We start from the raw sequence: 19,827 nt of genomic DNA, 5'->3' as shown, positions 1-19,827 counted from the left end.
AGGATGTAAGATCAATTGTAAGGGTTTGCAAAACATTAATTCTTTGATAATAGGATTCCATTTACGAGGAGGAATTATATAGTGTCAGTAGAGACTATCGGCCAACCGAAGCTTTACAAAATGTTCGAAGATAAGGTGGATCAGCAACCGGATGCAATAGCTATTTGTTGTAATGGCGTGAAGATCACTTATCGTCAGCTAAATGACCAGGCAAATCAAATCGCAATGTATTTGCTTAGCCAGTCTCTTGTACCTGACTACGCCGTTGGGATTCTAGCAGAAGAAAGCATCATGAAGGCTGCTGCCATTTTGGGCGTTTTAAAATCAGGCCATTCTTACATGCTCATTGATCCATCTATCCATGAAGCAGATCTAGAAAATCTGATTTTTGATGAAAACATAGAACATATGCTTACTAGTCACAAATATGTGAATACGCTCAACCGTCTGCAATGGGCATGCCCTACTCTTAGTGCTTACCTATGCATAGACACTGATCTTATTCATGATGAAGAAGCATCCTATCAGGACTTGGAAGTTAATGCGGTATGGGAGTATCTTGCTGAACAAGCCAGTGATGAAAATGCTGGATGGACGAACAGTTATACCGGAGAAACTCTAAGCAAACAAGAGATAAATGAATTTGCAGATAATATCTATCAAAAAATAAAGCCTTACTTAAACGATCAGGCCAAAGTTCTGGAAATCGGGTGTGCAACAGGGCTTACCATGTTTCATGTTGCGGAATCAGTAGGATTATATCATGGTACCGATGTGTCAGCTGCTATGATAGAGAAAAACAGAAAAAAACTGGCCGAAACAAGCATTGGTAATGTTAATTTGAGCCATATTCCAGCTCACCGAATCGACTCGTTAGATGATAAAAATTATGATCTTGTGATTCTAAACAGCGTAGTACAATATTTTCCAAGCCATAATTACTTAAGACAAGTTTTAGCAAAAGCTATTGAAATCATGAATGGCACTGGAATTATTTTCATAGGCGATATTTTAAACCAAGACCTTAAACAAGATATGTTGTCGTCCCTTAATGAATATAAACAAATAAACGTTCAACATAGAACGAAAACAGACTGGTCTAACGAATTATTTCTCTCTGAGCGGTATTGGAGTGATCTGGCTGCTGATTTCAACTGCATTCAGAGCATTCAAGTTTCCAAGAAAATTCATACAATTGAAAATGAATTAACCACGTATCGTTATGATACTATTCTAGAAATTAATAAACACGTCTCGAATGGGAGAACGGAAAAACATAAGTCCAAACGCCAGCACGTTAAATCCTTCCTTCTAGAGGAGAGAGATTTCTACCCTTCACCTTTCCCGTATCGCCAACAGGGTTGGGTGCTTAGGAAAGACGTTTCAGGCAAACCAGTTAAGATTTCTATTTCTGCCGAAGAGACGATGCATGATGTCAAGTCGATGAAAGAACAAGTTCCTTTTCTTAGCAGGGATGAACTTCAGGTTCAAGTAAGGGAATTCGATCATATATATTCACTTTTTCCACTTTTGTTAGGCAAAACTATATATGTAGCAGACAATGACCTCTGCCATAATGAATCATCGTTCAAGCCTGATATCGTATTGAATGTATATATGGATCATTGCAATTCTCATTTATTTACTCATCTTCATGACGACATGGACGCAATGCTGCGGGTTACTCTGATCAAACAACGAGCAGAACCAGCATCCTTGTTGTTAGAAACCTATTATTTGTTATCCGGCAAGCGATCCAAGCACCATCTGGCAGAAGCATACACGCGACTGCTCCAAGGAATGGATCGGCCCTCTATACAAATCTCATATCAAGTCCCTCTTAACCAATATGATTTACTTTTGGATCCGGAAGTTGTAGAAAAAGGAACCCGGCACTTTGTAGATGAATGGTCTGGAGAAATCCCTTTATTGGAGCTTCTTGCCGATTATGCCAGACCCCCGATCCATACGTTTGCGAGAGGCAGGCAATCATTTATTCTGGATAGCAGCCTATCGCAACAGGTAAAAGAGGTTGCACGGAGCTTGGGCGCAGAGCCGAAAACACTAGTAATGTCATTTTTTCACCTATTACTGTCCAAATATGCTGATCAGGAAGAGGTAATTGTCGGTACCATTCAAAATCTGAATGAGCCCAATATTAGTCGCATTGCCGGCCCATTTGATCATACGATCGCTATCAGAAGCCATCCCGTGGGCGATATAACGTTTTATGATTTCATGAGGGAAGTGGAGGCTGCATCTCATCGGGTTCTCGAATTTGATCGATATCCAGTGAACGAGTGGTTGGGTAATTCCAATCAAAATTTAAGTAGGCACCCGTTATTTAGCGCAGTATTCATGTATACGGATATAGAAAACGAAAATTTTGCTCCGGTATTTAGCGTTCGAATGTCTGATTTGTTACTTGAAGTCAGAGAGACCAAGGATAACTTTTTATGCAGCGTTGATTATTATAAACAAATATTTGATCCTGCAACTATCGATAGATTAGCGGGACACTATATTCAAATTGCACGGGATGCTATGAATAATCCGTTTATGCCTTTGGCACAGATCTCTCTATTAACCTCGTCTGAGCATAAGCAGATAATGGCTGAATTTAATGATACGAGCAGTCCGTATAACTTGGCCAAGACGATTGTAGAATTGTTCGAGGAGCAGGCAGCCAAGACTCCCAATGCGATTGCCGTCTTATTTGAAAATGAGCAGTGCACATATCGACAGCTTAATGAAAAAGCCAATCGAATAGCTCATTATTTAGCGATGAAAGATGTCCAGCGGGAACAAATTGTAGGGATTGCTGCCAACCGCTCGATGGAAATGATCATTGGGATATGGGGTGTGTGGAAAGCAGGTGGTGTTTTCCTGCCTATTGATCCTCAATATCCAAACGATCGCATTAGGTTCATGTTGGATGATAGCCAAGTTTCGTTGCTGCTTACACATAAAAGCTTAGAGAAGCAATTTACTTTTACTGGTGAGCTGCTTTGTTTCGAAGACATAGAGGTCTCCGGGGAAAATGTTGCTAATCCATCGATGAGAGCTCAACCCTATGATGCGGCATATGTGATCTATACCTCAGGTACAACAGGTAAGCCTAAGGGGGTGGTCATTGAACATAGAAGCATCTCGAACACGCTCCAGTGGAGGAAAGAAGTGTACGAAATGAAGTCCGGCGATAAGATTCTTCCGCTTAACCCGTTTGTTTTTGATGCCTTTATCGCTGGGATGGCAACTCCTCTATTGTCTGGAGCTACCTTATGTATGTTGTCGGATATATACTCCACTGATCCTGGAGCAGTTGCCCAGCAAGTGTTGGTCCATCAAATCGCGTATTTGGTTACGACACCAAGCATGTATAGTGCAATATTGGAGTGTTTGCCGCCCGGTTATACTCATCAATTACGGGTCGTAACTGTAGGTGGTGAGAAAATTAATCAGTCTATGGTGAGGAAAAGTCAAGAGAAGTTTCCAATTGCCCAAATTATGAATGAGTACGGCCCGACTGAAAATAGCATCATTACTTCGGCGTTACGTATTACCGATGCAGAGCAGAAATTAACAATCGGCAAACCAATCGCAAATACGGACATTTTGATTTTTGACAGGCATGGACAATTGCTGCCTATTGGAGTTCCAGGCGAGCTGTGTGTCGCTGGAGCAGGCATAGCAAGGGGATATTTGCATGATCCAGAGGGGAAAGAAGAGAAATTTGTCCGAAATCCGATCAAACCAGAAGAAAGAATGTACCGAACCGGTGACATGGCAAGATGGTTGCCCGATGGCAGTGTTGAATATCTAGGTCGAATTGACGATCAAGTAAAGGTTAGAGGCTTTCGTATAGAACCCGGTGAAATCGAATCTTGTCTGCTTGAGCAGAATGGTGTAAAGGAAGCCGTTGTCATCGTTAGAAAGAACGCGCTGGAAGAACCCTTTTTGTGCGCTTATGTGGTGCTTGAGAAGGATGTGGAAATTTCAGGGATAAAATCTTATTTGTCGATGAAATTGCCAGTGTACATGATCCCATCGCATATTGTCATTCTGAACCAAATGCCGCTAACCTCAAACGGGAAAATTGACAAAAGAGCACTTCCAGATCCTGAAATCATGTTCGAGGCCTCACCTGAGGAGGACAAGCCAAGCAGTGAAGTCGAAGTTCGGTTAATGTTGATTTGGCAAGAATTGTTGAGTGTGAACTTGATGAGTCCCAAGATGAATTTTTTCGACTTGGGTGGACATTCTCTTAAAGCAAGTCTTTTATTGTACAAAATTCAAAAAGAATTTTCTGTTGATATCAATATTAAGGATATTTTCGAATGCCCAACGGTTTCTGAACAGGCTGATTTGATTAAGCGCGCTGTGCAAAAAAGGTTTATTTCTCTGGGGCCCATTGAGGAACGTGAGCTCTACCCGGAATCGTCCGGTTCTGATACTTATGTGATGCCAATTATACCGCGTGCAGCTTCAGCAAACTTCTTTCCTGTATCCAACGAGCAGAAAAGGATGTTTGCGCTCAGTATGCGGGATCCGGAAGGAATACAATACAACACGCCAGCAGCTTTGAGATTATACGGTAATCTAAACCTTGACAAATTTAAAGAGGCCGTTTTCCTTTTTATTGAGCGGCATGAATCTCTCCGCAGCAGCTTTTCTATTGTAGAAGATGAAGTTGTTCAAACCATTCATCAAGACATTTATACGGAATGGGAATTCGAAGAACTGGGAGACTCCGATCTCGATCGAGCCATTGAAGAATTTATTCGGCCTTTTCATCTACAGGAAGGTCCGCTGATGAGGGTGAAACTTCTCCGCCTGAACGAGGCCAACTGGGTTTTTCTCATAGATGTGCATCATATTGTATTCGATGCTCTATCATTTGGAATATTTCTCAAAGAAATAGGTGACTTGTATGAAGGTCGGCCTGTAAACAATCTCCCCCTGCAATACAAGGATTATGCGCTATGGCAGAAGAACCAAGCAGCAACGGGAGCTTATGAACAAGATGAGAAGTTTTGGATGGAATTATATGCCGAAGGTGTTCCTGTTTTGAATCTCCCTACCGATTACCTACGCCCTTCGATGATCGATTTTAAAGGGAGTCAAATACGCATACAATTCGATAGCAAACGGCGCAGCGAGCTCGAACAAGCGGCCAAAGCTTGTGGCTGTACGTTGTATATGTACTTAATGGCCGGATTTCAAGTCTTGTTATCGAAATATTCAGGTCAGGATCATGTAGTTCTGGGTGCGGTTGCCTCGGGACGCATTCATCCTGATATTCAACAACTAATCGGAATGTTCGTTAATACAATTGCCGTGTATGGAAAACCAGAAGGTGCGAAAACGGTCAATCATTTTTTGTCCGATATCAAGCGTGAAATCGTTTCCATCTTGGAACATCAAGCATTGCCATTCGATGAAGTAATGAATAAATTGGACATCCGCCGTGATAACGGTCGGAATCCCTTCTTCGATGTTTTGTTTTCGATGGAAGACTGGAGGGATATTTCATGTCAGATCGGCGACATTCAAGTTGAGCCTTACGCGATAAATGCTAAATCAGTCAAATTCGATCTGGCGTTACTGATAGAGGATCATGGCGATCAGTTGGTTTGTCGATGGGAATACAGAGAGAGCCTCTTTGAAGCAGATACAATAAATCGGATGGGTAACCATTATTTGCGTATCCTCGAAACGATGGTTCAGCAACCGGACGTATTCATCAGGAATATAGACATGCTTCATAAGGAAGAGAAAGACCTTATTCTCCATACATTCAATCGATCTGATCGTACGATGATCTCCGATGGAACGGTTATAGACGCATTCGAATGGCAAGTACGGCAAAATCCCGAGAAAACAGCCGTTGTATTCGGAGCAGAACGGATTTCATACGCTGAATTAAATGATCGGTCCAATCAATTGGCATCTTTCTTCATCCATTCGGGTGTAAAAAGAGAAGAAATCATAGCAATAATGGTGAACCATTCGGTAGAGATGATTGTTGCCATGTTAGGCGTGTTGAAAAGCGGGGCATCTTACTTGCCGATAGATCCCCATTATCCTAAAGAGCGGATTCAACATATTTTGACGGATAGCCGAGCAAAGGTTATGTTGACGGAGCCAGAGGCGATGGGATCCATTCAATTTAGTGGTAGTGTTCTTCATATTCATGAGCTCCTGCAAACAGGGGAGCATGTGCCACCGGTCCAAAGGAAAGCTGCAGAATCTGAAGATTTGGCTTATGTCATTTATACTTCCGGTTCCTCGGGCAAGCCAAAGGGGGTAATGATTGAGCACAAATCCTTAATGAACCTGTGTATTTGGCATAAGAATCAATATGAGTTAACGCCATTCGATCAGACAACAAAATTGGCAAGTTTTGGGTTTGACGCGTCAGTCTGGGAGGTATTTCCGACACTTATCAGTGGTGCTTGTCTACATATTATCGACGAGTTCACGCGGAAAGATATGAATTTGTTAAATCAATATTTTAATAACCAGGGTATTACAGTTTCTTTTTTACCGACTCAACTTTGCGAACAATTCATTCAGTTGAACAATGAATCTTTACGTCTGCTGCTGACTGGAGGTGACAAGCTTAAGTCTTATCAACTCCAGAAATATGCGATCGCCAATAATTATGGTCCAACTGAAAATACTGTCGTTACGACAAGTTGCTTCTTGCATGCATCGTCAGAGCATCTGCCGATTGGAAGTCCGATTCTAAATACGAAGGTCTACATCCTAAATTCAAACGATCAGCTTCAGCCTGTTGGCTTGGAGGGCGAGTTGTGCATAGCAGGTGTCGGATTGGCTAGAGGTTATCTCCATAACGAAACGATGACAAATGAGAAATTTATAGACGGGCTCGTTCATCCTGGAGAAAGAATTTATCGTACTGGCGATCTAGTCAAGTGGCTCCCTGATGGAAACATTCGTTTTATTGGACGCAAAGACCGTCAGGTCAAAATTAGGGGAAATCGAGTAGAGATTGGGGAAATCGAGTATCATCTTCTCCAACACGAATCCATTAAGGAAGCTGTCGTAGCTGCGATTGAAGACAGTGGAGGAAGCGTGTACTTATGCGCATATGTTGTCTTTTTCAACGGTTTGGGATCCATTGACGAGGTTAGAATATATCTGGCCAACTGTTTGCCAGACTATATGGTGCCTTCACAGATGATCGAAATGGATGCACTTCCGCTTACTGAAAATGGAAAAGTAAATATGGTGGCATTATCGACCTCAAGATCCAACGAACGCAGCTCAATTTCCAGAGTAATTGTCAAACCAAGAAATGAAGTTGAAGAGACGCTGCTGGATGTATGGCGAGGAACACTTTTCCTAAATGACATTTGTATACATGACCGTTTCTATCATATCGGCGGAGATTCGATCAAAGCTATCCAACTGTCTTCTCGTTTGCAACATATGGGACTCCGGGCAAGTGTGAAGGATATTCTTGAACATCCGACTATAGCTGAACTTGGTAAGGTCATAAAAAAAATCAATATTCGCCCAGAGCAAATGGATGCTTCGGGTCAGGTGAGATTAACTCCAATTCAACGATGGTTGTTTGAATTTCCGGATGAAATACGGAATTATTTCAACCAATCTACTCTTTTACACAGCAAGAAGGGTTTCAATCCAGATTTGGTTACACGTATATTTTCTGAATTATGCAGACATCATGAAAATTTAAGGACTGTATTTAGTCGAGCGGATGATCAAGACGCATACACAGCAAACATTCTGAGTGCAGATGCCCAAACATTTGATTTCCATATATTCACCATCGATGATCCGACCTTACTTACAAATTTCATCCAATTGAAAGGCGGAGTTCTTCAAAGCAGCATGAATCCGATGGATGGTCCCTTAATCCAATTAGGATTGTTTCAGTCATCTTACGGCGATTATCTCCTTATTGTTATTCATCATCTTATTATAGACGGTGTTTCATGGCGGATATTGCTTCAAGATTTTGTGGCAGGCTACGAACAGTTGCTTGCAAATAACAGCGCTCACCTTTCTTTTGAAAAGACAGCTTCCTTTCAAAGATGGGCAGAGAAGCTTGAAGCCTACTCGAACAGTAAGGAAGTAAGGAATGAGTTTGAATACTGGAACAAAATTGAAAACGGGAGCTTTATGGCGCTGCCGAAGAATGATGAATCATCCGTGCAAGCGACTCGCCAATGCTATCGAAAGATGAATATTTCTTATAGCAAAGAAGTCACTTCTTCCCTGTTAAGAGAAACCAATCGTGCTTACAACACGGAAATCAATGAAATATTGCTTTCAGCGTTGGCAACCTCCATTCGGGAATGGGCGAGTATCGAAGATATTCGAATTGATCTGGAGAGTCATGGAAGGGAATCTGTTGTTGATGCTGATGTGTCAAGAACGATAGGCTGGTTCACCAGCGTTTATCCAATACTGTTAAGTATTCCAGCAATAAACGATATCGGACAATCGATTAAGTTGGTTAAAGAAAGTGTTCGATCCATTCCCCACAAGGGAATTGGTTTCGGGTTGCTTTCACAATCAGGCAATCCTGATCTTCATATTGGACGCAATCGGATAAATAAACCTGAGATTTGTTTTAACTATCTTGGCCAGTTTGACGGACTTGGAAGCGAGTTGTTTGATATTAGTGATTTGCAGAGAGGAGAAGAAATTCACCCCGATTTCCCGATGGGATATTCCTTTGTAATCGAAGGAATGGTTATACGAGGGAGACTAGAGATTGATATTTACTATAATTCCCTTCAATACAGCGAAAATACGGTGAGGGATTTAGCAGAGCTGTTCCGAAACAAGCTTATGGAGATTATCCAACATTGCATTGAACGAGAAACATCCGAATTAACCCCTAGCGACTGCTCTTCGGATGGGATTGATTTTGATACGCTTGAAGCTGTTTTCGGCGAAATTGGTTCATAGGAAGGACGAATTCGTTATGTATACCAAAGCGGATATTAAAGATGTCTATTTGCTCAGCTCCATGCAGGAAAGCATGTTGTTTCATTATAAAATGAGGGAAAACGATCCCACGTACTTTGAACAGTTTCATTTCTCGCTGGAAGGTGATAGCAACGTCGATCTCTTCCAACGAACCATACAAATTCTTGTGGACAGACACGAGATTCTGCGAACGGTTTTTGTGCACCGAAATGTAAAAAGACCTGTGCAAGTGGTACTTAGACATCGTAAACAAGAAATCAGTTACGAAGATTTGAGCGGCCTGGATGCCTCTGCCCAAAGTGCTAGTATCGATCGTTTAAAGCAAAGCGACAGAGAAAAGGGGTTCGATCTAACAACAGATACTCCTTTGAGATTCTATATGCTCAAGCTGGATGAGAATCGCCATGAGGTCATCTGGAGCTTCCACCATATCATCCTGGATGGCTGGAGCATTGGTCTTCTGTTCAAACAATTTCGTAGAATATACGGTCGTTTAAAAAGGAATAAGGACATACGGCCCGCTTTTTCATTACAGTTTAATGGGTATATCAAATGGCTCGAGAAGCAGGAGAAAGATGCAGCCATTAATTATTGGCTGGAGTATCTGGAGGGGTATGACTCGAAATCGGGGATACCGCTTTCCTATGTATCGAATACGATAGACGCCACATTCACTTTGGGAACAGTAGATGTCGTCATTGAAAAGACAATTACCAGGCAGCTCAAGCAGTTGTCAAAGCAAAATCAAGTTTCAATGAATACAATTTTCAATGTACTGTGGGGAATAATTCTTCAAAAATATAATAACACCAATGATGTTGTATTCGCCTCTGTGGTATCAGGCCGACCAGCAGAATTGGAAGGGATTGAGCATATTGTAGGCATGTTTATCAACTCCATTCCAGTTCGGATAAAAAGTGAGGAAAAAGACACCTTCTCAGAACTGCTGTGCAGAGTTCGGGCACAGATCACCAGAACCTCTGACTATGATTTTGCGCCATTATCAGAAATTCAGTCACAAACCATGCAAAAAAAGGATTTGATTGACCATGTAGTCGTTTTTGAGAATTACCCATTGGATGCATTGACGCAATCAGTGGATCCGGTTACTGGGCTTTCAGTTCGGGACCTGCAAGTTTTTGAGCAAATTAACTACAACTTGAATATCGTCGTGATTCCGGCAGAGGAGCTGAACATTCGCATTGCGTACAACAGTGAGGTCTACAGCGAGGCCTTAATGGAGCGTATAAGCAATCAGATTACTCGATTGGCGAATCTGGTTGCCAGTGGGACAGACTTCGCACTGGCAGACTTTTCATTGCTAAGTCAGGAGGATGCGGATGCGTATAGCGCTGTTTATAACAATACCGGCACCGAACTTCCATCCTATTCCACGATTCAAGCGCAGTTCGAGGAACAAGCCAGGAGAACGCCTGATCTACCGGCAATTGTTACGGACAAGGGACAATGGACATATGAAGAGTTGAATAACAAGGCCAATCTCCTTGCTTGTTATCTGCGTTCGAAACATGTACGTACAGGGGATATTATTGCTTTAATTGCCGAGCCATCACTTGAAATGATGGTAGGTTTGCTAGGGATAATCAAAGCAGGTGCGGCTTATTTGCCCATTGACCCGGAATTTGCCCCTAACAGGATCGAGCATATGCTTCAAGATAGTCACGCCAAACTGATTCTTTGCCAAACGGTGACTAAAGAAGAATTTTCATTTTATCAAGAGACCGTGCTGCTAGACGAATTTGCAATGGATGATCAACCATGTCCCAATCCTGTCCATGTCAATCATACATTTGACCCCTTGTATGTGATCTACACATCTGGTACTACGGGAAAACCGAAAGGTGTAGTTGTTACTCATCAAAATTTGCTGAACTACTCACAATGGTTTCAAGGGGAAACGCAATTAAATAGCAGCGATGCAACTGCATTGACTTCTTCTTTTGCTTTTGATCTTGGTTATACAGCACTTTTTCCTTCCATCACATCAGGAGCATGTTTACATTTGATTGCAAAGGAAGTTTATTGGGCTCCCATACAGTTGCTGCACTATATTCGGCACCATGGGCTTACTTACTTCAAAATGACGCCAACTTTGTATACAACGCTGATTAATTACCCCGAACAATCACAGATATGGTTTGAAAAGGTTCGTTTCATCGTTCTAGGCGGGGAACCTATAAACGTTAATGATGTGGAAAAAACGATGCATCAATATCCACATATCCGAATTATGAATCATTATGGGCCGACTGAAACAACGGTTGGCTGTGTTGCAGGATGGCTAACTCAGAGCAGCCTTCAAGCGTTCATGAAGCGTCCGACTATTGGAACTCCCATTAACAACATGAGCGTTTACATTTTGGATCGAAATGGTAATCCTCTCCCGGTTGACGTAACAGGGGAATTAGCAATTGCAGGTAGGGGTGTATCCAAACATTATCTTGGTAATGAAGCGTTAACGCAAAAGAAGTATGTCACCCGTTTAATCGGAACGAGGAAAGAACTCGTTTACTTGACAGGTGATTTGGGGAAAAGGCTGCCGAACGGAACTATCGAATTACTGGGGCGGGCCGATAACCAAATAAAAATTCGTGGATATCGTGTGGAACCAGGTGAGGTGAAGCACTCCATTCTTATGCAGGAGCATGTGATTGATACCTATGTATTGCCTAAGAAAAACCAACTTGGGGAGTATGAATTACACGCATATGTGGTTAGCCTTACCCCTCAGACTTCGATGGAGTGGAGAAGCCGTTTGCTTAAATGGCTTCCTGAGTATATGATCCCAACGTCTTTTACTTACATTGATCGTCTGCCTGTAACAAAGAACGGCAAGATTGATGTGAGCATGCTGCCCGACCCAGTGAAAACCAGCGTAAGCCTGCATTATCAAGCGCCAACGACGAAAACCGAACATGGATTATCGAACATATGGAAGGAATTGCTTGATAAAGATGAGGTCGGCATCCACGACAATTTCTTTGATTTAGGGGGACATTCCCTTAAAGCCATGATGCTGGTTTCAAGGATTATGTTTGAATTCAAAGCAGAAGTAACGTTGAAACAAATGTTCGAAGGGCCAACCATACGTGAGTTGTCCCACATCATTGAACATGTCCGTAAACCCGAGTGGCAGGAAGTTAGGCCTCTTCCGGTTCAACTTCATTACCAGACATCGTCATCTCAAAAACGCATATATGCGCTAACCGAGTTAGGGGTAAACAGCACCAGTTACAATATGCCTACACTCTTGAGAGTAGAGGGGAAGCTGAATAAAACAAGGCTGGTTCATGCTTTTCGCGATCTAATTGCTAGGCATGAAGCGTTGCGAACCTCCTTTCACCTGACTGATGGGGAGATCGTTCAGCGTATCCATGACGAAATTCAATTTTTCGTCAATGAAACGGAAGTGAACGAGGAAGATTTGCAAGAAACCATAGATGGGTTCATCTATCCTTTTCAAGTAGATTGTGCGCCTCTGTTCAGAGTAAATCTCATTCATGTGAATAATGGGAGTACATTCCTGTTAATGGATACCCATCATCTGATTTCGGACGGCGTCTCCTTCGGTCATATTCTGAAGGATCTTGCCGCATTGTATGGAGCAGTTCGCTTACAGGACATCACGCTGCATTATAAAGAGTTTGCAACTTGGCAGCAGCACTGGCTTCAAACGGAAGCGTGCCGAAGGCAAGAAATATATTGGTTGAAACAATTCGATGGTGAGATTCCTTACTTAAACCTGTTGACGGACTTTGAACGTCCAAGACTGCAGAGCTTTAAGGGAGACAGTGTTGATTTTCAACTGGACGCTTCCTTGACTCAACATTTATGTGAGACTGGTCGCGAAACAGGAACTACGTTGTTTATGATTCTCATGGCAGCCTATCAAATATTTTTATCGAAGTATACTTCACAAGAGGATATTATCGTCGGCACTGTTTCTGCGGGGCGGTTAAATCCGAATTTCCATCATACTGTCGGGATGTTTGCTAACACGCTTCCAATCAGAACGTTTCCGGAAGGCCACAAGTCTGTTCGGCAATACTTGCAAGAGATGAAAATGACCTCATTGGATGCCTTCGATCATCAGGATTATCCATTTGATTTGTTAATAGAACGTTTGGGCGTTCAGAGAGATGTTAGTCACAATCCTTTATTTGATACCGTATTTGTTATGGAAAACCTAGATACATCCAGCGGTTCTTATGCAGAGATTCGTTTTCATCCAGAAACATTCGATTACAATATTGCTAAATTTGACATGACCCTGTTTGCTGAGGAGCATGAAGGAACCATTCGATTCAGATGGGAATATTGTACAGATTTGTTTCAAAAGACTGCGATCGAACGAATGGTAACGCACTTCAATCACGTATTGAAACAATTGAAAGCGGGCTTAGATGAACCTATTTCTTCTTTGGATATCGTGACAGATGAAGAAAAAAGTATGATTTTGAACAGCTTTAACCCTCTGCCGACGCCGTACCCAAGAGATCGGACGATCACCGCCTTGTTTGAGGAACAGGTCATGTTTCATCCCAATAAAACGGCCTTGATCGAAGGCAGCCATCGAGTGACCTACAGGGAGCTGAATCAACTAGCCAACCGCTGTGCTTATCAATTACTGAAGGAAAATGTAAGTAAAGGAATGCCCGTTGCCGTCTTAACTTCACCAAGTATTGGTGCGATTGCCGCTATGCTAGGTGTTCTAAAAGCGGGTGGAACGTATGTTCCAATAGATGTTTCTTCTGCACAAGAACGTACCCGTCTGATTCTTAAGGACTCGGGAGCCACGATCATTATGGCTGAGAAACATATATGTGAATCGATCTCTTCCGAAATAAACGAATTCGAACCAGCGAAACTGTTGATCGTAAGCAGCGATCTTGATGAGGATGTAAAGGGATACGATGACAACCTCAATCCGTGCGAGGTGACCGATTCCCAAGCGATTGCCTACCTGATGTATACGTCAGGATCAACTGGCAAACCGAAAGGCAATTTAACGTCTCATAAAAGTATCGTTCGAGTAGTAAGGGAAACGAACTATATCCGGATATCGGAAATGGATGTGTTAGTCAGTTTTTCGAACTTTGCCTTTGACGGTTCCACTTTTGATATTTATGGAGCACTTCTGAATGGAGCCGCCTTGGTTCTGATCGACAAAGCTGCCATGAGTGACATGGATGTAATGTCGGAAACGATAGAACGAGAAAAGGTTACACTATTCTTCTTGACGACAGCCTTGTTTAATACGTTCGTTGACCTTCGCGTGGAATGCTTGAAAAACATTAGGCATGTCTTATTTGGCGGGGAGCGGGTATCCGTTAAGCATGTTAAGAGAGCATTCGATTATTTAGGGCCTGGCAGATTAATTCATGTATACGGCCCGACAGAGTCGACTGTATTTGCCACCTACTACCCATTGGATCGGATTTCGGAGCGTCTCATACCGATTGGCAGTCCCATATCGAATACACAAGTGTACATTTTAAGCGAGAGCGGTCGGGTTCAGCCCGTTGGCGTAAAGGGTGAGATTTGCATCGCTGGTGATGGTTTAGCCAAAGGCTATCTGCATCGAACGGAATTAAACGATTTGAAGTTCGTGGAGAACCCTTATGCGCCAGGTACCAAAATGTATAGAACAGGGGACTTGGGAAGATGGCTGCCAAATGGCAATATCGATTATTTAGGTAGAGCAGATTCGCAAGTGAAGATCCGCGGCTTTCGAATAGAAATGGGTGAAATAGAGGCCAAATTGTTAGAAATTCCAGGCATTAAGGAAGCAATCGTGACGATGAAGGAAACGGAAATGGGAATTACGCATCTGATAGCTTACTTCGTCTCGGATATCGGCGTTTCGCGGTCATCAATCAGGGTCGCACTAGCCCGTTCTTTGCCGGATTTCATGATCCCAACGCTCTTCGTACCACTGGAATCGCTTCCTCTTACTCAAAATGGAAAGATTAATCAAAAGGTTTTACCGGAACCGGATTGGAATTTGCTTGCTAATGCCGAGTATACAGCCCCTGAAACCGAAGTGGAACATCATTTGTTAACGATGTGGTCCGAACTGTTAGGTGTGGAAAAGATCGGGACGACTGACAACTTCTTTCACGTGGGGGGGCAATCGCTTAAAGCTATGGCTTTTCTCGCGGGAGTTCGTTCAGCTTATGGCGTTCATGTACCTTTAAAGGAAATGTTTTTATCTCCGACAGTCAAAGAGTTGGCGGTTTACATTTCGAAAGCTATTCGTTCAGATGTATACAGAATTGAGAAAGCAGAAAACAGGGAGTACTATCCAGTCTCATCAGCTCAAAAACGCATATTTGCTGCAGCAAGCTTGGATTCGGCACAAACACACTACAATATCCCCTACTTTATCCGGATGACAGGTTCCCTAGCTGTAGAAAAACTGGAGCTAGCCTTGCAACAGTTGCTTGAACGCCATGAAGCTCTAAGAACTATTTTCGATTATGTGGAGGGTGATGTCGTCCAAAGAATTGTCCCTTGTTCTGTTTTTCAATTGGAAATGAAAGAGATAGATGCCACCAGGATTGATGAAGCCATCCACTCATTTGTAAAGCCTTTCGATTTATTTAAGGGACCCTTATACCGGTTTCAATTAGTAAAAGTTGCTGCTCAGGAATATATTTTCTTGTCGGATATACACCACATTATTTCGGATGGCCATTCGATCGGTGTCATTCATCGAGACTTGACTGAGCTGTATCAAGGAAACACCTTAAACGGAGTGCAGCTCCAACATAAAGATTATGCAACCTGGGAGAACACCTCTCATGTAAGGGAACAATTGAAGTTCCAGGAATCCTATTGGTTAGATGAGTACAAGCTGGGATATTCAATGCTAAATCTGCCAACCGACTACCCTCGACCTAGAAGGCAAACTTTTGAAGGTAAGATGATTGGTTTCTCATTGGGCACCTTTTTATCGCAACGGATTAAGGAAACGTCACGAAATTGGGATGTTACTGTTTATACGTTCTTGTTAAGTGCATTTCAAATTTTGATGGCCAAATACAGCAACCAAGACGATCTTGTAATAGGAACGGTTACGTCTGGCAGAATAACGGCTGAACTTCGTGACTTAGTCGGCATGTTTGCCAATACGTTGGCTATTAAAGGGGAGCCCAAAGGGTTCCAATCATCCGAACAATATGTAAGAAATATGCAAAATAAAGTTCTAGAGGCATTTGAAAACCAAAACTATCCATTGGAGCAGTTGATACAGGCTGTTTGTTCCAATCGTGACGCCTCTCGTCACCCGTTATACGACGTCATGTTCTTAATGGAAAACGAACAGACTAACGAGCTTTCATTGGATGGAGTCAAATGTGAGATGTTAGAGGTGGGAAGCGCCTCGGCCAAAGCGGATATTACGCTCATCGCTCTGGATACAATGGATGGAATTAAAGTGCAGTGGAGCTATTATTCCCGATTGTATAAGGATGAGACCATTCAAAGAATGCATAATCACTTACTCCAAATTGTAACTAACATGGTCGAACGAAGCGATGAAAGCCTGGGACAAATGGAGTGGGCAACTTCTGAGGAGCGAAGGATGTTTCTTCATGACATTCATGAGGTATGCGCCACAAGTAAACAAAATCAAACAATAGTTGAATTATTTGACCTTCAGGCTGAAAAAACGCCGGACTTACCTGCCTTGATCATTGGCGACAAAAGTATGACGTATCGTCAACTTCAAGAGCGCTCCGTTTATATCGCGCAGCTTCTGCAAGATAAACAAATCAACGTGGGTGACCGGATAGCGTTGTATATGCAGCGTTCATTGGATATGGTGGCGGCCCTATTAGGATGTTGGCGGATCGGATCGTCTTATGTACCGATTGACCCTGCTTATCCCAAGGAACGGATACACTTCATGGTGAAGGACAGTGCGGCCAAGCTATTCGTGACAAATGTACCCAGCGCTGAACAGATGTTGGATCTTGAACAAGGGATCGTCGTGCAACTCGATGGCCACGAGAGAACTCCACATGCAGGAATTATTCAAGAAGGTTTCGATGTGAAGAAAGTTTGGAACAAATCTACAGTTGACCAACTTGCTTACATTATCTATACCTCTGGTACAACGGGCAACCCGAAGGGAGTGGCTGTTGAGCAGGGCAGTATAGCCAATACGATTCAATGGCGCAAGAAGGAGTATGGATTGGGAGATCAAGATACGGTCCTTCAACTTTTCTCATATGCGTTTGATGGTTTTCTGACGAGTCTATTCACACCTCTGATCTCGGGAAGCCGAACTGTACTTTTACCCGAGTCAAGTGCGAAGGATCCAATCACTATGCTAGCTCTGATCCGCGAGCACCGCGTGACCCATTTTATCAGTGTGCCGAGTTTGTACCACGCACTGCTGGAATGCGCGGATCCTTCTGATCTCAGCACAGTAACGAAAGTGACATTAGCGGGAGAGAAAGTGTCAAGCCACGTTGTCAAGTTAAGTAAAGAGCGTGTCCCTTCATTGGAGTTAATTAACGAATACGGACCTACAGAAAATAGTGTGGCAACTACGATTTACCGTAATGTTGAACCAACAGGAATTATACCGATCGGCAAGCCAATTGCGGGCTCACAAGTTACCATTTTATCCAAGGAACATAAGTTGGTTCCCATTGGTGTCGAGGGCGAGCTGTGCATTTCGGGTCCTGGGCTTGCCAGAGAATACTTGAATCGTCCAGATTTATCCTCGGAAAAATTTATTGAGCATCCGTATCGCAAAGGTTTACGCATGTACAAATCAGGAGATTCCGCAAGATGGTTGCCGGATGGCAATATTGAATATTTGGGTCGAATAGACCGTCAGATCAAAGTTCGGGGCTATCGCATTGAACCAGCAGAAATTGAGCAATTGTTGCTTCTCCTTGACGATGTTACCGATGCTGTCCTCACAGACAGATCCGACGATTCGAGCGGCAGTTATTTATGCGCTTATTTTGTAGCTTCGAGACCGATCGGGATTCAAGAAGTACGACAATGGTTTTTGGATAAAGTACCGGATTATTTGATTCCAACACGGGTCATGCAGTTGACGCACATTCCGGTAACAGCAAATGGAAAAGTCGACTACAAGGCACTGCCTCAGCCTTTGATGTCTGGAGCAAAAGAAGGCCAGTCAGCGATACCGGTTACAGCCACCGAAGCAAAGCTAGCCGATGTTTGCAAAGAAATCTTTGGTATATCCACCATAGATGCAGAAGAGTCGTTTTTACGTTTGGGAGTGGATTCGTTACAAGTGATTCGGTTGGTTGCGGAGCTTCATAAACGCTACGAGTGGGGAATTTCCTTCTCAGATGTATTTGCCGCTCAAACCATTCGAGAATTGGCTGCCTTGGTCGATCAAAGAGGATCATCAAATTCGACGCTCATTGCCAAAGCGGATGAACGATCAGCCTATCCCGCTTCCTCTGAGCAGACTCGACTGTATGTCATGCAAAAAATGAATGGCAATAGCACTCTGTACAATGTACCTATTATTTTGGACATCCGTGGAGTACTCGACATTATGCGTGCAGAACAAGCTTGTAAACGACTCATAGATAGGCACGAGCCTCTTCGGACTTCGTTTAAGCTCGAGCAGTCTGCTTTAGTGCAAATCATACACGACCAACCTCGTTTTCAACTGGAGGTAACTGATATTCTGAAAGATCACTTGGATGAAGCGCTTGCGGCATCGATTCGCCCCTTTCAATTAGATGGTGCACCTTTATTCAGAGCGGCTGTCTATCGATTGGAAGACGATCATCATATTCTGTTTATGGATATGCACCACATCGTTGTCGATGGTATCTCCACAGGCATTCTGCTTAAAGATTGGTGGGCATTCTATGAAGGGGAACTCCTTTCGAATCTGCCTATCCAGTATAAAGACTTTTCCATTTGGCAGCAGGAAGGAAGCGGGAAAGCGAGGATGCTCGAGCAGGAAACATACTGGTTGGAATTATTTGAAAACCCTTTGCCTCCTCTGGTATTGCCCGGTCGTAAAGAAACAAACCGTTTAATGGGGCAAAAAGGCGATAGCGTCATTGTCGAGACCGACTCCCTCTTGTTCGCTAAATTAAAAGAACGATTGCAAGAACAAGGCACGACCCCGTTTATGTTCTTTCTGGCTTGTCATCAAGTTTGGTTGCATAAATGGTCGGGTAATGAGGATTTGGCGGTAGGATGTGCGGTTTCCGGAAGAAATATGGCTGAACTTGATCGCATGGTAGGCATGTTTATAAAAACATTGGCACTACGTACTACACTCGCTCCTAGTCTTCCGTTTACCCACCTGTGGAAGGATGTTAAAAATCAAGTGTTGCTTGCGATCGAACACCAAGAGTATCCCTTCGAGATGCTTGTCGACAAGCTGAAGATACCGAGAATTCAAGGGAAAATCCCGTTGTTTGACGTCTTATTCGAATGGCAGCCAACGGATGAATTGGTTATGACGCCCACTACATCTGATCTGGAACTAAGCAGGATAGAATTAAATGTGCAAATGGCCAAATTTGACCTGTCTTTACTTGCTTCTGAAAACAACGGCAAATTCAGATTCTGTTTTAATTACAATTCTTACTTATTCCAAAAGGAGAGAATAGAGTACCTGGCAGAACAATTTGTGAGTTTAGTTCGGCACGTGGCCGAAGCGCCAGATACGATCATTAACGAGCTTCTTCCGGAATGGGATCATTCCAAATTGTTGACGAAAGAAAAAACCTTTATTTTCCAAATGTAAGTAAATCATAGCATGGTTGCATGTTCAAAATGCCGAAAATAAGGGGAAGTGAT

The 19,827-nt window shown here is 42.9% G+C and carries 2 protein-coding genes; both read left to right on the top strand.

Features of this window, described 5'->3' with window-relative positions; genetic code table 11:
* Positions 1-81: 81 nt before the first annotated feature.
* Positions 82-8,967 carry an amino acid adenylation domain-containing protein gene (locus tag ABRS97_RS02575; protein WP_367811324.1) on the top strand — a complete coding sequence of 2,962 codons (8,886 nt, stop codon included), beginning with the start codon at positions 82-84 and terminating at the stop codon, positions 8,965-8,967.
* A 16-nt stretch (positions 8,968-8,983) separates the two neighbouring features.
* Positions 8,984-19,774, top strand: coding sequence for a non-ribosomal peptide synthetase (locus tag ABRS97_RS02570; protein ID WP_367811323.1), 10,791 nt, complete (start codon positions 8,984-8,986; stop codon positions 19,772-19,774).
* The last annotated feature ends 53 nt before the right edge of the window (positions 19,775-19,827 follow it).

The organism is Paenibacillus tabacirhizosphaerae, assembly GCF_040812395.1.
Lineage (GTDB): Bacteria > Bacillota > Bacilli > Paenibacillales > NBRC-103111 > Paenibacillus_E.
Note: the sequence above shows the minus strand (reverse complement) of the source record. Positions and strands in the feature narration are given on the sequence as shown.